16 protein-coding genes are annotated in these 21847 nt (G+C 25.0%); 15 read left to right on the top strand and 1 reads right to left on the bottom strand.

Going from position 1 to position 21847, the window contains the following annotated elements:
* Positions 1–47: 47 nt before the first annotated feature.
* On the bottom strand, positions 48–1307 hold the full coding sequence (dcm, locus tag AACK85_RS03635) for a DNA (cytosine-5-)-methyltransferase (RefSeq protein ID WP_338969407.1): 1260 nt from the start codon (positions 1305–1307) through the stop codon (positions 48–50).
* Between the two features lie 48 nt (positions 1308–1355).
* Here dcm and AACK85_RS03630 point away from each other — a divergent pair, with 48 nt between their 5' ends.
* The 15 genes from AACK85_RS03630 to AACK85_RS03560 all read left to right on the top strand — a co-directional run bounded on the left by AACK85_RS03630 (position 1356) and on the right by AACK85_RS03560 (position 21778).
* A complete protein-coding gene (locus tag AACK85_RS03630) occupies positions 1356–2726 on the top strand; it encodes a MutH/Sau3AI family endonuclease (protein WP_338969406.1) in 1371 nt (456 codons plus the stop codon).
* A 122-nt stretch (positions 2727–2848) separates the two neighbouring features.
* Positions 2849–6916: an ABC transporter permease gene (locus AACK85_RS03625; protein WP_338969405.1), complete on the top strand. Its 4068-nt coding sequence runs from the start codon at positions 2849–2851 to the stop codon at positions 6914–6916.
* A gap of 35 nt (positions 6917–6951) precedes the next feature.
* A complete protein-coding gene (locus tag AACK85_RS03620; protein WP_338969404.1) occupies positions 6952–8364 on the top strand; it encodes a hypothetical protein in 1413 nt (470 codons plus the stop codon).
* 12 nt (positions 8365–8376) lie between these two features.
* Positions 8377–8889, top strand: a complete 513-nt coding sequence (locus tag AACK85_RS03615; RefSeq protein ID WP_338969403.1) for a hypothetical protein — start codon at positions 8377–8379, stop codon at positions 8887–8889.
* A 108-nt stretch (positions 8890–8997) separates the two neighbouring features.
* The gene (rpmF, locus tag AACK85_RS03610) at positions 8998–9177 is read left to right on the top strand and encodes a 50S ribosomal protein L32 (protein ID WP_338969402.1); all 180 of its coding nucleotides are present in this window, start codon (positions 8998–9000) and stop codon (positions 9175–9177) included.
* A 206-nt stretch (positions 9178–9383) separates the two neighbouring features.
* Entirely contained in the window at positions 9384–10271 is an 888-nt protein-coding gene (locus tag AACK85_RS03605; RefSeq protein ID WP_338969401.1) for a hypothetical protein, read from the top strand.
* A gap of 170 nt (positions 10272–10441) precedes the next feature.
* Complete coding sequence (locus AACK85_RS03600; protein ID WP_338969400.1) at positions 10442–10891, top strand: hypothetical protein; 450 nt, start codon at positions 10442–10444, stop codon at positions 10889–10891.
* Positions 10892–11044, top strand: a complete 153-nt coding sequence (locus AACK85_RS03595) for a hypothetical protein (RefSeq protein WP_338969399.1) — start codon at positions 10892–10894, stop codon at positions 11042–11044.
* A 281-nt stretch (positions 11045–11325) separates the two neighbouring features.
* Positions 11326–12225 carry a hypothetical protein gene (locus tag AACK85_RS03590; protein ID WP_338969398.1) on the top strand — a complete coding sequence of 300 codons (900 nt, stop codon included), beginning with the start codon at positions 11326–11328 and terminating at the stop codon, positions 12223–12225.
* Entirely contained in the window at positions 12198–15014 is a 2817-nt protein-coding gene (locus tag AACK85_RS03585) for a hypothetical protein (protein WP_338969397.1), read from the top strand. The genes AACK85_RS03590 and AACK85_RS03585 overlap by 28 nt, the downstream gene beginning before the upstream one ends.
* Positions 15014–17089 carry a hypothetical protein gene (locus AACK85_RS03580; protein WP_338969396.1) on the top strand — a complete coding sequence of 692 codons (2076 nt, stop codon included), beginning with the start codon at positions 15014–15016 and terminating at the stop codon, positions 17087–17089. The genes AACK85_RS03585 and AACK85_RS03580 overlap by 1 nt, the downstream gene beginning before the upstream one ends.
* Positions 17082–18578: a hypothetical protein gene (locus tag AACK85_RS03575; RefSeq protein ID WP_338969395.1), complete on the top strand. Its 1497-nt coding sequence runs from the start codon at positions 17082–17084 to the stop codon at positions 18576–18578. Before AACK85_RS03580 ends, AACK85_RS03575 begins: the two co-directional genes overlap by 8 nt.
* Positions 18579–18868: 290 nt before the next feature.
* Positions 18869–19309: a hypothetical protein gene (locus AACK85_RS03570; RefSeq protein ID WP_338969394.1), complete on the top strand. Its 441-nt coding sequence runs from the start codon at positions 18869–18871 to the stop codon at positions 19307–19309.
* Positions 19310–19354: 45 nt separating this feature from the next.
* Positions 19355–20287 carry a 16S rRNA (cytosine(1402)-N(4))-methyltransferase RsmH gene (gene rsmH / locus AACK85_RS03565; protein WP_338969393.1) on the top strand — a complete coding sequence of 311 codons (933 nt, stop codon included), beginning with the start codon at positions 19355–19357 and terminating at the stop codon, positions 20285–20287.
* A 6-nt stretch (positions 20288–20293) separates the two neighbouring features.
* Entirely contained in the window at positions 20294–21778 is a 1485-nt protein-coding gene (locus AACK85_RS03560; protein ID WP_338969392.1) for a hypothetical protein, read from the top strand.
* Positions 21779–21847 lie beyond the last annotated feature (69 nt).

The raw sequence follows: 21847 nt of genomic DNA, 5'->3' as shown, positions 1-21847 counted from the left end.
TTATATATTAATGACAAATTAGTAATGTTTATTAATAAAAAAATACATTAATTAGTAAAATTTATAATTAATGTATTTTTTTGGTTAGAGTCATATTTTTCTACTAATAAAAATTTATTAACATATTTTATAATCTCTTTCCCAAGTATTTCAATAATTTTAACAATCAATGCATTACCCATTACAAAATATCGCATTCTTTCTAATTTTATAGATTTTGTTCAATTGTCGGGGAAATAATTTAATCTTTCTGCTTCAACTGGTGTAATAAAACGATAGTTATTATTTTTTATAATGTGACTTGATCTATTTATAGTTCCTTCACTTGTTAACATAGTCCTTGAAGCCTTATTTTTTAAATCAAATAAATTCATTTTTCCTTCAGAATAGTAGTATAGTTCGCCATTTGGTTTATGACGCTCAATTTTTTTAGGTCCTTTTAAATATTCAAATTTATTTTTTTGTTCTTTGGTTAATTTGTATTTTATATCTGGATTTATTTCTAGAATGTCCTCCAAACATTCAAAACCACCGTTATAAGTGGCAATAAAATTAGTTTGATATACTACTCCATTTAGCATGTATCCTCTATTTTTAAATTTGCCTTTATTATAATTTTTTGTAATATCGTATTCATCTTTAAAATATTTAGATAATTCAATTGTATCATTGTCGTTTGTGTTTTCAATTGGGAATGCTTCAGTAAATATTGATTGTTTGAAATTGAAATTTTTTAGATTAACTTCAGTGTTTGCATTATTAAATTCTGTACGTTTTGTTGCAAAAATGAAGACTCTTTTTCGTCGCTGAACCATGCCATAATCCGCACCATTAATAACTTGCCATTCAACATCATAACCAAGTTTATGTAAATTTAATAAAATTATAGCAAAATCTCTGCCTCTTTGATTTGAAGGTGATTTTAATAGTCTATCTACATTTTCAAGCAATATCATTTTAGGTTTTTTATGTTTTAAAATTCAGCTTATTTCTCATCATAATACACCTTTTTTTCCTTCAATTCCCTTAGCGTTTGTTGACGCAACAGAATAGTCTTGACATGGAAATCCACCTACAAGTAAATCTGCATTTTTTGGTACTTCATTTTTAGCTTGAGCAATATCATAATTTGTAGTATTTTCTGAACCGAAATTATTAATGTAACAATCAAATGCATATTGACTTTTTTTGTTTGGTTCTCATTGATTAACAAATATTGTCTTAAAAATTTTTTTATTTGCTCTTTCTAATCCAAGTCTAAAACCACCAACTCCTGCAAATAGTTCAACAATATTAATTTCTTTCATTTTTATTCCTCCATAGCATTTATAATATTAACATAGGTATTTTAAGATATGAAGAAATTAGAAGTTATTGCAAAATTATTAGAAATGGGAAAGAAATCAATTGATAAAAAAATTATTGATTTCTTGCCTAATGAATCTACTATTGATTTGATGAATAAAAAGAATAAAGGATTAATTGGTAATTCAATTCAGGAACATGTTTTTGGTGTAGAAGTTAATAATAAATCGGAAGCCGATTTTTTAGATAAATATGGTGTAAAGGTTGAATTAAAGGTTGTCCCATTAAGAAAAAATATGCATGATAAATTTTTAGTAAAAGAACGAATGGTTTTAAACAAGATTAACTATAACGATTTGGTTAAGGAGGATTTTAAAACAAGTAAGTTTCTAGATAAAAACTCATTAATATTGGTAGTTCATTATTTTCATGATCCTAATTTAGAATGATTTAATAATAAAATTATTGATTGTTATTTAATAGATCTAGTAAATATTCCAGAATCTGTAATAATAGAAGGCGATTGAAAATTAATTAAAAATAAAGTAGTTAATGGGAATGCGCACCTAATTTCTGAAGCAGATACAAATATTTTAGCGGCTTGTGTTAAGGGAGCAAAATCAGTCGAAACATCAATTCAACCGTTCAATGATAAAAAAGCCAAGCCAAGAGCATTTTCATTTAAGCAAGCGTTTATCCAGCGACTATTTAATAATAGTTATAATATAAAAAAATCTAAAAAACATAAACTTAACTCTTGTTCACATAACCCATATTCATCATTTAGTTTTAATCAAGTAACAAAAATTTTATACAACTACGTTGGTTTAAATTTGAGTGCATTTAATAAAAATAATTCTTTTGCTAAAAATAAATATAAGATTGCGTTTAATACATTTTTATCACAAAATAATGAATCCTTATTTTGCTTTTTAAAAACAGCAGACATTAAAATTGTAGTAAAAACATTAACTGAAAAGGGAAATATTAAAGAAGAAATAAATACAAATATAGATTTAATTTTTGAAGATATTATTGAAAATGATTTTGAGGATAGTATTGTGTATCAAGAATTAATTTTAAAAAAAATTATCGTTATTGGAGTAAATAGAAATTATGATATTAAGAAAATTTATTGATTTAAATTTTCGGATAGAACAATTAAAAATGCGATGACAGTTTATCGTGATACTTCAGATAAATTACAACTTTATTTATTGAAAAATAAATTTGATGAAAAGATAAAATTTATTTCATCTTCAAAACAAGATTTGACAATTCATATTAGGCCACATGCAAAGAATAGTAACTATACAGCTAAGTTGTACGACAAGAAAACAAATATTACGAAACAAGAATTTTGAATAAATAAAAAAGAAATGAATGAATTCATAAATGATGACAATATTTTTTTGGATTAGTATTTTATACATTAGATAGCATATATAATTTAAGAAAGCGATTAAAATTAACTTATCAATCTATATTTTTTGCTAATAAAATTATATAATATAGATAGAACTAGTAATGTGGTGTTTAAATTATGCTAAAAGTGTTAAAGAGTTATGCGAAAACATTTATTAAGTCATGAGTTGAAACATTAGGAATACTAATCTTTGTAATTACGTTGTCTGCTATAGTAATTGGTATGATGGCGACACCCTATCAGTTATCTTCAAAATCTAAAGTATATGAAAGAAATTCGTATAATCCAGAAACATATATTCAAGGAACAACAAAAAGACTTGAAGAAGATTTTGTTTTTAATTATTTTTTTGCAGGCGAAGATTATAAGGGAATAGTAAAATCAGATGATAATTGTGATGCAGGAAATAGTAATCAGTGTTATGAGGTTTTAGATCAACCAGAAGCATTAAAGGGTAGTAATGTAGGCTTTGATGTGTGGCTTTCTAAAACTACACAAGCATATATTGCAAAAACAGTTTTTGGTAAAACAGATGGTATCTTACCTGATATAAATTCTTCTGTATATACAAATGAAACTAAAGCTTCAATATATTCTATAGTTTTGAATATGTTAAAAGCTTATAGAAATGGGGCAGCAATTAATTCAGGTATTGCAGATAGTCAAGGACATGCAGTTGGTGCTAAAAAAGCTTTCTCGGATAATGTAAACACATATTTTGATAATGATGAAATACTAGTAAAATATGAACATGATATTTTATTTTGAATAATTGAAAATGTAGCTGCAAATAAAAATAATCATTTTTATTATGGTAAAAACAATGCTGCTCAATATTCTATTACGTATAACGATTCTTTATCTGTATCTAAATCTGATTCTTCTTCTTTAACACCATCATTGACAATGGATTTGAGTCAAGCATTACAAAATGAAGACAACACATCAATTGATGGTAAATGAGTAAACCCTTTAACAATTATTGAGGGTAAAAATGTAGCATCAGGTTCTGATGCTCAAATAGTTTTATCAACAAAGTATGGAAAAGATAATAATTTAAAGTTAAATGACACGATAGATTTGCCAATAGCTTTAAATCAAGCAACTAATACTGTTATTTCAAAAACTTTTACAATTGTTGGTTTTGGATCAAGATATGATACATTAACACCATCATCAAATTTTACTTTTACAATGGATATTAAAAACTATGCTTATGGTTTTGTTGATAAAAAAGTCATGCAAGATGCTAGAGAAATTTTTTGAAACAATTCGCAAACAAACGTTTATTTTACGCACGACATTTACGTTAATAAAACTAAAAATTATCAATCGGGTTCCATTAAAGATATGTTTGGTATAGATTATTCAAGATCACGTTCAATATTTAAAGAAGGAAACCATATTTTTGTATCATTTGGAGAATTATATTCAAATTCCACTTTATCACAAATTAAAGTGCAAGTTATTATTTTTACTGTTTTAGGTATTGTTATCTTAGTTTTGGCTTTTGTTTTTATTAACTTTGTTATTAAAAAAGAACTGAATGAAACTAGAAACCAACTTGGTATTTTTAAAGCTTTTGGTTATACAATTGGTGAATTATCATGAATCTTTGCTTTGAAAACTTTTATAACTATTTTAATCGGATTAATTTTGGGCTATTTTGCATCAGTTCCAATGCAATTATATGTTGCAAAAACTTTTGAAATGCAAGTGACATTTAGTTATGATGCTATTTATTTAAATTGAATATTTATGTCTATAATTTTAATTATTATTCCAATAATATTTTTACTCGTATCTTATGGATTAACTTTATTATATTTAAAAGAACCAGCTTTGAGTTTAATTTATCAAACAACAAAAGCATTAAAGCGTATACCAAAACAGGGTTTTATCTCAAGATCATTATCGAAAAAAAATAAAGGTTTTTCATATCGCCTATTACAAGCATTTACTGCAAGATCAAAAGGCAAATTTGCAATGGTAATATCTTTATTTATTTTTTCATCGCTATTATTTTTAGTACAGTTATCTGCACAAACGTTGTTGCAAAATACAGCAAACCAAGGTTTTCAAATTTTTGCAAAAAATCTAGATCATATTTATGAATGGAATAATCTACCAAATGTTGATTTTAGATTAAAAGAAAATTCTCAAGATGTAAATGATTCTGAATTGTACATTAAAGAACAAAGTAAATGAGATACAAGGCAAATTGGTGCACCAATTGACTATTCAAATTCTACATCGTATGAAAATGCAATTGATAAAAATGGTAGTTCTAAAGTTAGATATGTTATTCATAATTCACTAAAAGCAATTGCAGAAGGAGCGTTTGAACATCCAGAAGCATATATTGCTTGAGATGCAATAAATAATAAACCAAGTACTGAAATGTTGCCTGCATATTCTGTTTTGTTTTATTCAATGGGACTGCAGGCAAATACATTAGATGATGATAAATTTTTTAATCCAGATAAGTTGGATTTTTCAAAGTCAACAGATTTACCAAATTGGGCTGCAGCAATATTTGGTAATTCAAATACAACAAATATAAAACCAGCAGTACCATTATCATCAGATCCTAATTTAAATGATAATATAAGTGTTTTTAATCTAACAGATGAAATTACAAATTCGTTAAATGGAATTGATGGTAAAACAACACTATATATTACAGATTTTGCGAGAATTTTAGCTTTGCAAATGATTCAACAACGTGTACAGAACTATGTTACAAATTTATATAATGAAAATAATAATATAGCTATTGAACAAATTATAAGTAATGTAGAATCACATAAAAATGATTTATTCAATTACAATGCAAATGATGCAAAAAATTGACGTATGGATTCTGATTTATTTAATTTCAGTAGTCAAAATAATATGTTATTAAAAGATAACTTTAGACAAACATTTGGTTTGTCTTTTGACTCTATGCCACAAAGTGCAATGCAAATCATTACAACAGCAATGATGGTTGATGATAATGCAAATCCAATAATTACTTCAAATCAATTATATTATGATTCAAGGCAAGAAACATATGCATATCAAGTTGACTTATTACCTGCAGACAATAGAGTAACTGAAGCTTTGGACTTGCAATTATTTGACCAAACCAAATTTGGTAACATAAATAAAGGAATCAATTTTTCTGGTATTTCCCAAAAAACAATTGATGATTTACACATAAAAAATACAGATAACAGTTTAAATGTTATTGTATCTTATCGTACAGCAAAACAAAATAATTTAGCTTTAAATTCCGAATTTGTAATGAAATCTGATGCAACCATAAAAAGACCAATGCTATTTAAAGTTACTGCAATTAATTATAATGATACTTTTACAAACAATATTTTTGGTGATTATTCAGCATATATGACACAAGTTGCCTCAACTGAATTAAATGATTATATGAAAATAGAAGCTAATGTAGACAAACAAGGTTTGAATGTTTATGATGCACCTTTATTTAATAAAATTTTTTCACAACGTACATTATATAAAGGCGATATTAATTTGGATAAAATTACAGAATCATTAATGAACTTAAGATTTGTAGATAATTCCGTTTCGTTAACTATTAATCATGAACATTACATTTTTGGTTCCATTTTTAATGGTTTAATTCCGGGATTGATTATTGATCCAAATAAAGTAGATAAATCATTTGCACTATTGACAAATCCATCATTATCATCGCTTGGTGGGCAAACTTCTGTTTCACCAATGAATATGTTGTCTGTGGTTGCAAATAATGCCATGTCAAGAATCACAACAACAATGATTATATTTATGATTTTGGATGCATTTTTATTATTGGTAATTCTAGTTGTGGTCATGAATATAATTGTTGATGAGGCATCGCGTATTATTTTAACAATGAAAGCTTTAGGTTATCGTGATGCCCAAATAAACTGAATTGTGATGGGAAATTATATAATATGATCGATTGTTGGCTTCTTTATTGCATACTTTTTATCATTAATAGTATGGAAGGTATTAATAGATTTTATTTGAACTAAATGAAGCATATTATTAACTTTACCTATTGATGCAAAAACACCAATAATTTCTTTCATTGTACTAGCTATAATTATGGTTATTGGTTGATTGGCTGCAAACAGGCAAGTTCGCTCAAAACCACTAACTCAAATTACTAATTTTTAGTATAATTGTTTAAGTTAAAGAGGTGATTTTTGATTATGTATATTTCAAAGAAGTGATTGGATCATCATTTTCTTTCAAATGGTTTTACAATAAAACAATATGAAGATGCTTTTGATAAATTAGGTTGAAAAATTGTTGATAAATATGATCAAACCTCTATGTTCAATAATTTATTTATTGGTAAAATTGGAAATGTCTCAAAAATTGATAATTCAGATGATAGTTTTGTTTTTGTCGATTTAGGTGATGAGTTAGTTGATCCATTTGTTTCAAATTACAAAAATTGAATTGATGGTGGTTTTGTTTTAGTTGCCAAAGATAAAGCAGTTTTACCAACTGGTGAAATTGTTAAAAATCAAATAATAGATAATAGGGCATCTGTTGGAAAAATTTTGTCTTTAAAGGATTTAAATTTTAAAAATTTAACTGAGTTAGAAAAAGAAAATGTCTTTAATATATTTTCACATGAATATTTAGTTGAAAAAATTGGTTTACCAAATGGTGTAAGTGAATTATGATTAGATGATTTAATCTGAAATTTGGCAATTCCGCATAATCGCGATGATTTAACAATAGGGTTTAATGTCTTAAAAACGATTGCAAAAGTTCTTGAAGAAAAAAATGGAATTGATCTGAAAAATTTAAGAGCAAAGCAATTAGTTAATAATCATTCTGTTGGTTTAAAATTAAGAAATACAGCAATTACAGGTTTGGATTTATTGGGTTATAATTTTGTTGAAGCTAAAAGTTATGTTGTTTATGATGATTCTGATTTAAATCTAAATTTATTTTCCAAACAAGAAATTTTGTTGAGATATTTAAATTTTAAAATAGAAGATAACATTTTTGCAAATTTAAGCAATCTTATTTTTTATGAAACAGGTGTAAAAACTGTCTTCATTGATGAAGATTTTTTGCAAAATGGTGTCAATATTTCAACAACAAGTGAAGAAATCATTATCTCAAAACATAATGAGGATGTCGTTTTTTCTTCTATTGATGGCTATAATTCAAATTATAAACCATCACATCGAACTAAAAATTATGTCGTCATATATTATGTCCAAGCTACAACTAAAAATAAAAATTATAAAAAGTATGAAGCAGTAAAACAAAATTCAGATTTAATTAATCAAGCTTTTGAACGTGTTGTTTTTTGATTAGATCACTATGGTATTTTGGCAACTACCAATAAACCTGAAATCATGGTAAATAATTTATTTAAAATTGAATTAAAAACTTCATCTGCTAAATTAAATGATAAATTTGGTAAGTATTTAAAAGCCAAAGATTTAAATAATTTATTATCTGATTTAGGTTTTGATTTTAATCAAAATAGTGAAGAAATAGATGTTAAAATTTCTGAATACAGACAAGATATTAAAACTGAAAAAGATTTAATAAATGAAATTCGAGATTGATTATCATTAAAAAATAAGAAAAATTAGGAGTATTAAAAAATGACAGAAAACTATTTCAAGAAAAATCCAAAAAATAAATTTAATGAAAATTTTATTTTCAATGATGAACAAAAACAGAATTTAATTGATAAAAATCCTTTGATTAATGATGTTATAAAAGTTAATTTTAATGGTCAAATAAATTATAATGAACAATTGGAAACAATAAGTGTAATTGGTGTGCTTGATTTTGAATTATTAGCTATTGATGCTATGAATGGAGCAGGATTTGTTTACAAAGATTCAATTGACTGAGAAAACACTTATACTTTTTCAGAAGATATAGCAGTATCTATGGATGCAGATATAATATTGAGCAACGATTTTGATTTGGCATTTTATGCATTAGAAGAAATTCAATTATCATTGCCAATTAGCATTTTCTCTAAAGCACAAGATAAACCAATAACAAATTTTGGAAATGATTGAAAATTATATTCAGAAGAAGAATATGAGAAAGAAAAAGATAATACAAATGATCAAAGATGAGATAAATTACAAAAATTAAAATAATTCCTAAAAAAGTGTTTTTTATAGTTTTAGTATGCTATAATCTCAGAGTTGACACGAATTTTATGTACGTGTAATTTATATTATAAGTTAATGTAGGGGGTGTAGAAAATGGCAGTTCCATTTCGTAAGACTAGTAAAGCAGTAAAAAGAAAACGACGTAGTCATTTAGCACTAGTTGCGGGTGCGCTAGTTGCTTGTCAAAACTGTGGTACAATGATAAAATCACACAGAGTATGTAGAGAATGTGGTTATTATAAAAACAAAGAAGTAGTAAAAGTTGAAGATTAGTATTTTAAGTTTCATGTAGTTTATGTATGGAACTTTTTTTTATAAATATGAATAATTTATTTTTTAGTATGAGTATAACTTTTTATTTTATGTGTTTTAAAAATAAAATAAAATTTTAATAATTTTAACTATAATGTATAGTTTATGATAATATTTTTTGGAGTTGATAAAATTATAGCTCTTTTTATATGAAAGAAAGGAATATTATGAGAAAATTATTAACAACATTAGCGACAATGATAATAGCAGTTTCATCTTTAAGTGAAGTTGTATCTTGTTACAATTCAAATAACGTAGAACAAAAAAAACCAATTACAGAAGAAAATTTAGCAAACTTTTTTAAACAAAATAATACTTATGAATATACAGGTGAATATTTTTTTAAAGATCAATCAGAACAAAGTAAAAAAGAAAATTCAAACTTTTCTTCTATCTCTAATTTTTATTTTGATAAATTAATTAGTAATTCATTTTCTACAAAATTTAATAATAAATTTAATTATAATTTGCATGATTATAATTTTTCCATATGAGAAGGTGATCCTAGCTGACTTATTGAAGGAATACAAATAAATACTTTAAGTAAATTTATATTTAATTTATCTATATACAATACTTTAACAAAAAAATTAATATTTGAAGCTAAAAATTTAATTTTTAATTTTTTAGAAACATCTCAATATAATGATTATGATTGATTTATGAATAACATAGATTTTTGAAAAGGTGATGGACGAGTTATATTTTCTAATTCAATTGCCTATTTTTCAGGATATAATCATATGATAATTGAACCTGTTGCAATTTATGATACAAATGAAGAAAAAAATAAATATTTACAGAATAATGATTTATTTGTACTAGATGACATTTCTAGGCAATACACAGATTTTTTTTCATCTGATAATGATTGATATTGATTATATGAAGATAAAAAAATGAATATTTCCGCAACAAAATATGAATATTTAGGTGATATACCAGATAAAGACGCAGAATATGGTGTTAGATCAAAAACTTCATTAAAATTTATTTCATTAAGTGATAGTACACTTTCAACTGAAGAATCAGTTGATTTGTGAATGAAATATTAACAGATGAATATTTTTAAAACCAAAAAGCAATATCTATTTTTTGCGTTGTTTGCACTTTAGGGGTTGGAATTTTTGTTGCATCAATTTCTAGTGTCATTGTACAAGCAAAATCACATGAAAATTTATATTATCAATTTGATGGACAAAAATTTTCATCAAATGAAGAATTAATGGAGTATGTCAAAAACAATATAACAACCAAAGCATATAAAAATCAGTATGATTATTTTTTATACAATAAAAATACGTATGATGTTAAAAATTCATATAGTACAATAACAAAAGATATGTTATCTTCAACACCAATTTTACAATATCAAACATACAGAAATCCCTATGATTATATAATTGATAGTTCAAATCAAGTATCAAGTCAAGTTTTAACTGGCAAAAATGATGTTTTAAAAACAGTTTATCAAGGAAAAGACAATAATGCTTATCTTGATAAAACAGCTGCTATCAAATCATATGAAGATTATAAAAAAGTTTATAAACTAGGAAATATAATTGATGATTCATCAGATTCAGTTGAATTTAACAATAAATTTGAAGTAACACAATATTTAGAAAATGTGATAGGTAAAAATTTAAGTGATAAAAACACAACAACATGTTACTAAATGGCTGGTACTTGTTTAACAAAAGATCAAATCAAAGATTGAATCAAATCAACCTCAGACACGAAATATGTTTATAATGGTTATCATTGATCAAAAATTGGTAAAGTTGATAATATCTCAGATATGCAACTATTGCAAAAAGATGAAAACTAAAATATAATAAAATATAAACCAGCCAAAAATGCTTATTGACTAAATTATGATTCAAAAGGATTGATAGAATAACCTTTTTTTGAACACATTTTCAACACTAATTTTATCAATGCTAAAATTAGTAATGTGTATGAAAGAAGTTTATCCTATAATAATTTTTTATTATGTTTATTTTGAAATAAAATAAAATTTTAATAATTTAAAATTTAAATACATAATTTATGATAATATTTTTTTGGAGTTGATAAAATTATTGCTCCTTTGTATGAGAAAGGAATATTATGAAAAAATTATTGACAATATTAACGACAATGACAACAGCAATTTCGCCTATTAGTGAAGTTGTGTCATGCTACAATTCTAATAGTGAAGAACAAAAAAAACCAATTACAGAAGAAAATTTAGAGAGTTTTTTTAAGCAAAATAATACCTATGAATACACAGGTGAATATTTTTTTAAAGATGAATCAAAGCAAAGTAAAAAAGAAAATTCAAATTTTTTGGATACATCTGAGTTTTATTTTGATAAATTAATTAGTAATTCATTTTTTACAAAATTTAATCAAGAATTTAATTATATTTTACATAATTATAGTTTTATTATACGAGAAGGTAATCCTAGTTGACTTATTGAAGGAATTCAATTAAATACTTTAAGTAAATTTATTTTTGATATATCCATATATAGTATCTCAACAAAGAAATTGGTATTTACAGCCAAAAATTTAATTTTTAATTTTTTGGAAACATCTCAATATAATGATTATGATTGATTTATAAATAACATAGATTTTTGAAAAGGTGATGGAAGAACTGTATTTTCTGATAAACCAAATTATTCTGAAGACTATAAACATATGATGCTTGAACCATTAGCACTTTATAAAACAGACGAAGAAAAAAATAAATATACGCAAAATGACAACCCGTTTGTATTAGATGACATTTCAAAAAGCTATACAAAATATTTTTCATTTGATAGTGAACCATATTGATTATATGAAGATAAAAAAATGAATATTACTGCAACAAAATATGAATATTTAGGTGATAGACCAGATATGGATGCAGAACACGGTTTGAGATCGAAAACTTCATTAAAATTTACTTCATTAAGTGACAGCGCACTTTCAACTGAAGAATCAGTTGATTTGTGGATGGAATATTTTCAAACAAATTAATAATGAATATTTTTAAAACCAAAAAAGCAATATCTATTTTTTGTGTTGTTTGTACTTTAGGGGTTGGGATTTCTGTTGCAGCAATTTCTAGTGTCATTGTACAAGCAAAATCACATGAAAATTTATATTATCAATTTGATGGGCAAAAATTTTCATCAAATGAAGAATTAATGGAGTATGTAAAAAACAATATAACAACCAAAGCATATAAAAATCAGTATGATTATTTTTTATACAATAAAAATACATATGATGTTAAAAATTCATATAGTGCAATAACAAAAGATATGTTATCTTCAACACCGATTGTGCAATATCAAACATACAGAAATCCATATGATTATCTAATAGATAGTTCCAATCAAGTATCAAATCAAGTTTTAACTGGCAAAAATGATGTTTTAAAAACAGTTTATCAAGGAAAAGACAATAATGCTTATCTTGATAAAACAGCTGCTATCAAATCATATGAAGATTATAAAAAAGTTTATAAACTAGGAAATATAATTGATGATTCATCAGATTCAGTTGAATTTAACAATAAATTTGAAGTAACACAATATTTAGAAAATGTGATAGGTAAAAATTTAACAGATAAAAACACAACAACATGTTACCAAATGGCTGGTACTTGTTTAACAAAAGATCAAATCAAAGATTGAATCAAATCAACCTCAGACACAGAATATGATTATAATGGTTATCGTTGATCAAAAATTGGTAAAGTTGATAATATTTCAGATATGCAACTTTTACAAAAAGATGAAAATGAAAATATAATAAAATATAAGCCGGCCAAAAATGCTTATTGACTTAATTATGATTCAAAAGGATTGATTGGTACTTTTTCTGGTACACAATATTTAGAAACAGATTTTGCACCCGATGCATTAATGAATAAATTGCGAAATGAAGGTGATGATGGATGAAAAAAAGTATCATCAGATTCAATGAATTTATTACTCAGCAAACTTGTAATTGTATCAAGTATGATTAATTATATTTTAAATCAACAAACTTCAGTTGAAGATAAAAGCTGAAATATAGAAACAGATTTTTTTGATCCAGAATCTAATGATGAGAAAAGTTTTGAAGATAAATTTAAATTAGCAAATGATTGATTGTATAAAAAAGCACAAGGCTTAAATTACGAAAATTTAAGCATTAAATTAAACTCAATCTCAGGTATGAGTAAATGAAATAAATCTTTAGTGTTTGCTCAAGCGGTATATAACTATACTTTGACTTGTAATCATTCAGGTAATGAATCAGCTGCATTAGATCTTTTAGACTTTTTAAAAGAATTAATTCGTAATTTAATAGTTAAAAATTCGGGAATGTTTACAGATCAAATTAATGCTATATTTGATAGAACTAAACCAACTCTTGTTGAGAGTGAAGATGTTTTATCATTAACAGATATTATCCATTTATTTTTAAATCCATCTAAATTCTTATATGAATCGCCTTCAAAAGCCAATGGACTAACAGATATTATAGAATCAATTCAAAAAATGGGTGATACTATTTTTGATAACTGAAATAAAATAGCTGAATTGTTTAAACAAGGTGGTGATGTTAAAGATAAAGCTATCAAACTAGCTTTAACATCATATGAAACTTTTTTAGTTGATGGCGAAACTAAATATTTAATTAATGGTCAAATGGTTGATGCAAATACTGCCTATAAAAAAATAGAAAAATATATTAAACAAAATCTAACTTTTTCAGCTGATGGTTCTAGTGCAGAATTAGCAGAAAACGTAAAACCTGTTGGAGATGTTGCATCATTTGCAACTAAATTTATTGCTGGATTTCAACTGGCAAAATCAATTTGAGATTTAGGTAATACATTATCATTTTTATCATTTACAACTTATGAAAATGATTTTGGTAACGGCCAAAAAATAACTTACCGAACTACAGAGGCTAAATTACCTATTTTTAATACACCTTTATGAAATGAAAAATTTGAAGATAGAATTAATGCAATTAAAGTTATAGACAATACAACAACAACGAGTGATGCAAGTCAAACAGATGATATGTGAATTGTCTTGGGCAGCTTATTTAATGGTAAAGAAGCAGCTCAAAAATATCTAAAAGAATATATTGTAGCTCATCCAACAGATTTTGTATCTACAAGAGCATATTATATAAATGTTATGGGAACAAATGAGCATGAAGAATTACCAATTAATAAGGAAGAACCATTTGATGCAATTAGAAAAATGGATGAATTTATTGAATATATTTTTGATAAGTATTTTTTAACAAACACAATCCAACTTTACTTTGATGGTATTAATGAATTTTTTGAAAGTCCTATTGATGCAAAACAAAGTATGGAAACAAAAATTACTAATAATGAATTTGTTATTAAATATAAACTAATTGATAATGAAGGCATTGTTAAATATTTTGATTCAGCACAAGATGCAATTGATGCTGATGATAATTATATTGAAAATAACATCCTACAATCAAAAGTAATTTTGTCGTCAGATTTAATTAAAACTATTCGTTACGATGATTTAAAAGAGCAATTAGGTGTTAAAAATTCAGTATATGGAGTTTTATTTAATGGTTTACAGCATTATTTTATAACTTATGCGGATGCACTATATTATGTTTATCGTAATTCAGATGTAACATTCCATTCAGATACAATAGTTTCTTATTATGTTTATTTTCATAATCACATATTTAATAGTGAGAGTGATTTTTATAAATGAGTAAAAGAAAATACTATTACAGTAAATAGTAAAGGTGAAGAGGTAGTGAACTAATGGCTTTTAAAACAATTTTATTGTCTTTTGGATTATTGTCTGCAACTGCAAATTCAGGAACTGCTATTTTAGATGCTAATATTGCAGATAACTCAATGCGGAACGTTTTATTTGATTCTATTAAAAATTCATCATCTATAGTTGAACAAAAAACTCAATGAACCTATGATGGTCAAGAATTTTATTCAAATAATGATTTAGATAACTATATTGCATCAACAAGTAAAATAGAAACACTTGAAACTTCTTCAAATCCTGGAAAGATAATTTCTGACTATCAATATCATATTTTAGATAATGATAAAATTTACGATACTAATATGCAAAATTATCAGTTAATTTATCGTGATGCTTTTGGTAATGTGTCATTAACAAAGCAATCTGCTTTAGATACGTATACTAATGCGGGTTTAGTTAAACCACAATACAGTTATGATTCTGTCAATTGATGAGATTCACCACAAGAAGCTAAAGACGGTTTCATTTATAAAGGTGGTTTAAGAAAATCATTATACTATTATATTAATGGAAAATATTACAACGTTTTTTCTAAAACGGATCAAGCCAATTTGTTGTCAACTTTAACACAAGGTTATTATATTGATGCTAATGTATTTTCTGCAAATACAGAAATTTATGGTACAAAAGATAGTTTACGTCAAAAAATTCAAGCAAACTTTGAAAATACTTGAACAAGTGCTAATACAGAAAATAAGCTAAATTACGCTAACTTTTTGAAATATGAAACTGATCATAAAGTTTATTTAACTCCAGCTAACAAAAAATTAATTAAAGTAAGAAATTTGACAGATAATACAGAGGTTGTTTATGATTCAAGCCAAACTGTAATTTTGGATGATGTAGATAATTCATATAATATTGCAGAATTTTCAAAAGAAAATACTGGTTGAGAAAAAAATAAGCAGTGTGATGATCCTGCATGTACAATATCAAAATTTTATTACACAAAAAATTTTAAAATAAATAAAAAAGACTATCAATTAGTTTATTTGCCAAAGGGTGATTCTTTTTTTGGTAATGATTCAGATTTTGATTGAGTCAATTTAACTGCCAATGAAACTTTTAATTCTACTTTATCATTGTATGATAACCCATTAGATCAAGAAAATAAAATTCAAATTTACAAATGAGAAGATATACCTTTAAATATTTCAGGTCCAGCTGAAATTCCAACTCAATATGTTAGAGAGGCATATAATATTTGATTTAATATTTTTTATGATCAAAAATTTACTAATTTAGATAAAGTTGATGAAAATAATATCAAATGCAATGATTATGGCGTTCATGAAGACATTTTATACGATGTAAATGGTTCACAAGGATACACATATTCAACAAGCGAAAGCAAAAAATATTATGATGGCACTTTAAAAAGCCAAATTTTAAGTGGAGAAACAAGTAAAAACGAAAATGGTGAAGTAACATATAAATTGCGTGAAGATTTTTATGCAACAAAAGAGGAACTAGACAATTATTTATATTTGGAAGGAATTGTAGACACAAGATTAATGTATACCTATCTTGATGTGCAAGATATTTCATCGGTTGATGGTCTAGCTTTAGCACCAACAGAAGCAGAGGCCAGACAAAAAGAATTTGAATATGAATCGGGTATTTTAAAAAAACAATTCTTTGCATATGATGTTTTTGGTCATAAGATAATTTCTGGTGAAAGTGCTGAGGATGCCGTTAATCAATTACAAAAAACTATTAATTTATCTGGAAAATACATTAATAAAAGAGAAATTGAATCATGACATAATGCTAGTCATTCTTATGATGATTTAATTGAAGACGGTATTTATAATGTTTATCGTATTTTCAGTGAAACAAAAGCAGAACAAGGTTTAGACCCTTATATTTATTTTGATAGTTATTATTATGCTTTAGAAGCATTGAAATCAGATATTGGTAATTTGTCTGCAATTCAAAAAAATACAGTTGATGTTCATACATATGTATATGTAAGTAAAAATAAAACTCGTACTTATTCGTTTATTGATGATAAAGATATTTGAAAAATTGTAGATGATATTTTAAATAATGAATAATAGTTTTGATGATGTAAAAAAACCAAAAACATTAATTGCAATTAGATTTTTGTCATTTTTACTAATAACAATATCTATATTAATGGGGTCTATATTTATAAATAGAAAAAATATATCAATAAATTTAAACTTATTATTTATTCTTGCGATTTTTGCATTTTTTATAATACTCTATTATGCATATAAATTAATTGTAAAAAAGAAATTAAATGTAGAAAGTGATTTACCGATTTTTATTAACAAAATAATTAAAGTATTTTTAATGACTGTGTTTACCATTTTATTTATTAAATCTTTTGGCACAGCTGGGTTTTGAATCTTGATGTTTAGCTTTTTAAAACCAAGTATTACGGTTGGATTAGTATTTATTTTTGCAATACTGATTCAATTTATTATTCAAGATACACTTATATCAACTATTTTTGCAGTTCCAATTTTATTATTTTCATTTAATTTTTTTGAAAATAATGTAGTTTATATTGATTTAGGTAGTATTGTAAGTGGATTAATTATTGGTAACATTTTAGTTAAATGTTCAAATATTAATAATCAAATAAAGTATAAAGATTTTGCAATATTTAAAAGAACCCTATTTGATACTCTAAAAATTATATTGCTTGCAATAATCATCGGATTAGTTTTATATTTTATTTTAGGTAAAAATGATGATGCCTTTTTAGATAATACATTGGATATTTCAAACACTAAATTATTTATCAATTTAATACCTTTATTAATTTTTATTCTGATGTTTATTTTTCAGATAAACTCATTGATAATTTTACCAATTGTTATTTTCATACAGTCTATTACGGGATTAACTCAAAATTTGTTTTTAGCAGAAAATAATTATAATATTTTTTCTTTATTATTATTTAATCAATTTAGACTTGATGATGATTTATGAATGAATTATTTTAATAGTATTTGCCAATCATTTGAATGCTTTTTTGTTCTTTTAATTATTGTATGGTTCAAAAAAGTTTATCAAAACATAATTTCTAATGTACAACTAAATAATTCGTGAAGTGAATTTTCAACTCAACATGACTATAAATACAAACGTTATTTTATGATGAATTTATTATCTGATCTGATAAATTATAAAAATTCATTTAAAAAAATTTTGTCATCTGAATCTTATTTAAATAAAGAATTAGTTGACACAATAAGTGTTTTTAATTGTTTTTATTTAGTTATTTCATTTTTTCTAACTTTTAGTTTTGAAAATATTTGAATAGTGCAATGAGTAAATAATGGTGTCTTATCTTCATCAACAATTAGTATCTATTTTATGCTAATTAAGGGAACATGATGTGGATGATCAACAATTTTTATATGCTTAATTTTAATTATATTTCCAATAATTCAAGACTTTTATTTTGGAAATTGATTTGGTAAATTATTTAATAATTTTAAAATATTTCAAAAAAATTCTAGGTTATTATTTAAAAAAACAAAGAAAACAAAGAAAAAACATTATAAATAAAAACAATTTATAAGTAATTTAATAAAAGAATTAAAAATTGATATTTATTTAAAAAAACACACATAAAAAAGTCAAGAAAATATATCTATTACTAGATATATTTATTTTGACTTTTTTGTTTTATTTTGTAATTGAAAATAATGCATTATTTTCGGGGGCAAAATGGGAAAATATTTTTTTAGGCAAATTATTCTTTGATTTTATTTGCTAAAATAATAATCAAAATTATTGATATTTCATATAAACGGTGTATAATGTTTATTAGTGGGAGAAAGTGGGTGAAAATGATTATGTCAATAAGATTTATGGGAACTTATAAACATAATTTAGATGATAAATTAAGATTAACTGTGCCATCTAAATTTCGAGCTAAATTAGCTGAGACTGTAATCATTAACGCCAGTTACTCAAATCACCTAGAATTAAGAACTGATGAAAGTTTTGATTATTGATTAGGCGAGCTTGAAAATTATTCAAAATTTGATGGCAAAATAAATGACTTAATCTCTTCAATTGGTGCTTCATCATTAGATTTAGAGATAGATTCTGCAGGAAGAATTAAGCTTTCACAAGAACAACTAGATAAAGTCAATATTAAAAAAGAAGTTGTCTTTATTGGTGCGTTTGACCATATTGAACTTTGAGATCCTCAAATTCGTTTAGAATATGAAAAAAATATTATCTCAATTGAAAATGCACGTCAGGCATTGGATAGTGCAAAAAGCAAATAGAATCATGAAATTTTATGATTTCATATTAGAAAAGGACAAATAAATATGAATGAACATTTCTCGGTTCTATTGCAAGAAAGTATTAACTCATTAAATATTAAAGCAGATGGAATTTATGTTGATACCACATTGGGCCGTGGTGGACATTCATCTGAGATATTAAAAAAAATATCAAATGGCATGCTTTATGCAATTGACCAAGATGAACAAGCAATTAAACTCTCAAGAGCAAAATTAAATAAAATTAATTCAAATTATAAATTAATTTGAGGTAATTTTAGACAATTAAAATTTCTATTAGCATTGGAAGGAATTTTCAAAGTAGATGGTATTTTAATGGATTTAGGAATTTCATCTCCACAATTGGATCAAGCAAATCGAGGCTTTTCATATCGTTTTGATGGGCCATTAGATATGCGCATGGATCAAAAACAAACTCTAACAGCTAGTATAATTGTTAATACATATCCTGTTGATAAAATTATAAGAATTTTTCGACAATATGGAGAAGAAAAATTTTCTTTACAAATTGCAAGACAAATTGAAAAATATAGAAAAACTAATGAAATTAATACAACATTAAAATTAGTGGAAATTATCAAAAAATCGCTTCCACAAAAAATATTAAAACAATCAAAACATCCTGCCAAAAAAATTTTTCAGGCTTTAAGAATTTATGTCAATGATGAATTATCGGCATTAAAAGATGGTCTTCAACAGGCTGCAGAACTTTTAAATACAAACGGTAGGTTAGTTGTAATAACTTTTCATTCATTGGAAGAAAAAATTGTTAAAGATTTTTTTCGTTCACTGACAATTTCTGAATTAGACAAAATCGAACGTAATTTACCAATAAGATTAAATGTAAAACATGATTTCAAGTTAATCACAAAACGTGGAATCTTACCAACAAATGAGGAAGTACAAAAAAATAATCGTTCGCATAGTGCGAAATTATGAATTTTAGAAAGGACTTAGTAATTTATGCGTACAGAAAAATATGCATCTTTAGAAATAACAAAAACTGAAATACGTTTTGAAGTAGTTAAATATCGTTATTTAAATATCGTAAACGGGCAATCCAAAAAAACTATAAAAGTTATTTATAAATATAGAGAAAAAGGTCTTTTCTTGACAGATGATGGTGTAGTTGCCGATCCAAAGTTAATAGGTAGACATCTTCGTAATGCAATTGATAAATACGAAAGAGAACACTCAACAAAAATTGAAAATGTTGCGCTTGTGTTGCCAACAAATAAAATTAAAATTTTAGAATCATCATTATCTAGAATACTTACATTACCCGGTTCAAATTCGCCTGTTAAAATAACACAAAATTTAATAAATGAAATTAATAATGATTTTTCAAAATCAAATTTTAATAAAAATGAATCAGTTGTATTAATTAGACCGACTAGATTTGTTATAGATGATAATATTATCAAAGGTGTTAAGCCTTTAAATAAATTTGCACATAAATTAACCATCAATGCCAATGTTTATTTTCTTCCAACAGAATTAGTAAATTCACATTATTCGGTACTGAAATTAGCAAAAGTTAATTTATTAAATATGATAATTAGTCCATTTGCACTTGCAAATGTCGCTATTCAACATAGTGATTTTAAAAATAGTGTAAATGTTTTAGTCAATTGGGATTATGATTGTGTTTCATTATCTTTCTTTGCAAGAGAGACATTGACTTATTATCGTCAATTAAAAATAGGCTTAAATAAAATGATTACTAATATTGCAAAAAAAATGAATGCGAAACCTCAAGTGATAGAGGGATATTTATTTAATTTAACAGATTTTAAATATGACGATATGGATAATTCATTAATTTATAGAAAATATGATAAGATTTCCAAACAAACAAAAGAATATTCTGTCGAGCAAATTAAAGCAATAATTTTAGAAGAAATAAATGAAATTATTGATAAAATGGATTTCTATATAGAAAATGATTTAAAGACAAAAACAAATTCAGAAATCACAATTTATCATGTAGGTAAAATTACAAATATTTCAGGATTTACATCGTTATTGAGAAGATCGAATATATCTAAGCAAAAAGTTTATTTTTCACAAATTATTGGAGCAAATGAGATTTGAACAATTGCATTAACTGGAGCGGCTATAATAAATCACAAAATTAATAAGGGATTAGCTAATCCTAAATATTCAGAATGAGATAGTAATATTTTAGAGTCAAATGTTAATCAACAAAATGCAATGAATAATAACAACGGAATGCAACAACAAAGAATGCCGGAACACAAAATTAATCAAATGCAACCAAATTATCAACAACAACAAATGATGATACAAAATCAAAATTCGCAACCGGAATTTATGCCTTCAAATGGAAGTATTAGACCGGGTGCACACCATAACAATTTAAAAGGATTAGATCCAAACAAGCCAATTTATCAACAATTACATAATCAACAAAACAAAAAATTTTAATTTAGCAAATGCACAAAAGTATTCAAAAATATATTATGTGTGTATAATATTAAAGAATAATTTGTGTTT

Origin of the sequence: Spiroplasma endosymbiont of Labia minor (genome assembly GCF_964019845.1) — a bacterium.
GTDB lineage: Bacteria > Bacillota_I > Bacilli_A > Mycoplasmatales > Mycoplasmataceae.
This window is presented reverse-complemented; position numbering and strand designations above follow the sequence as displayed.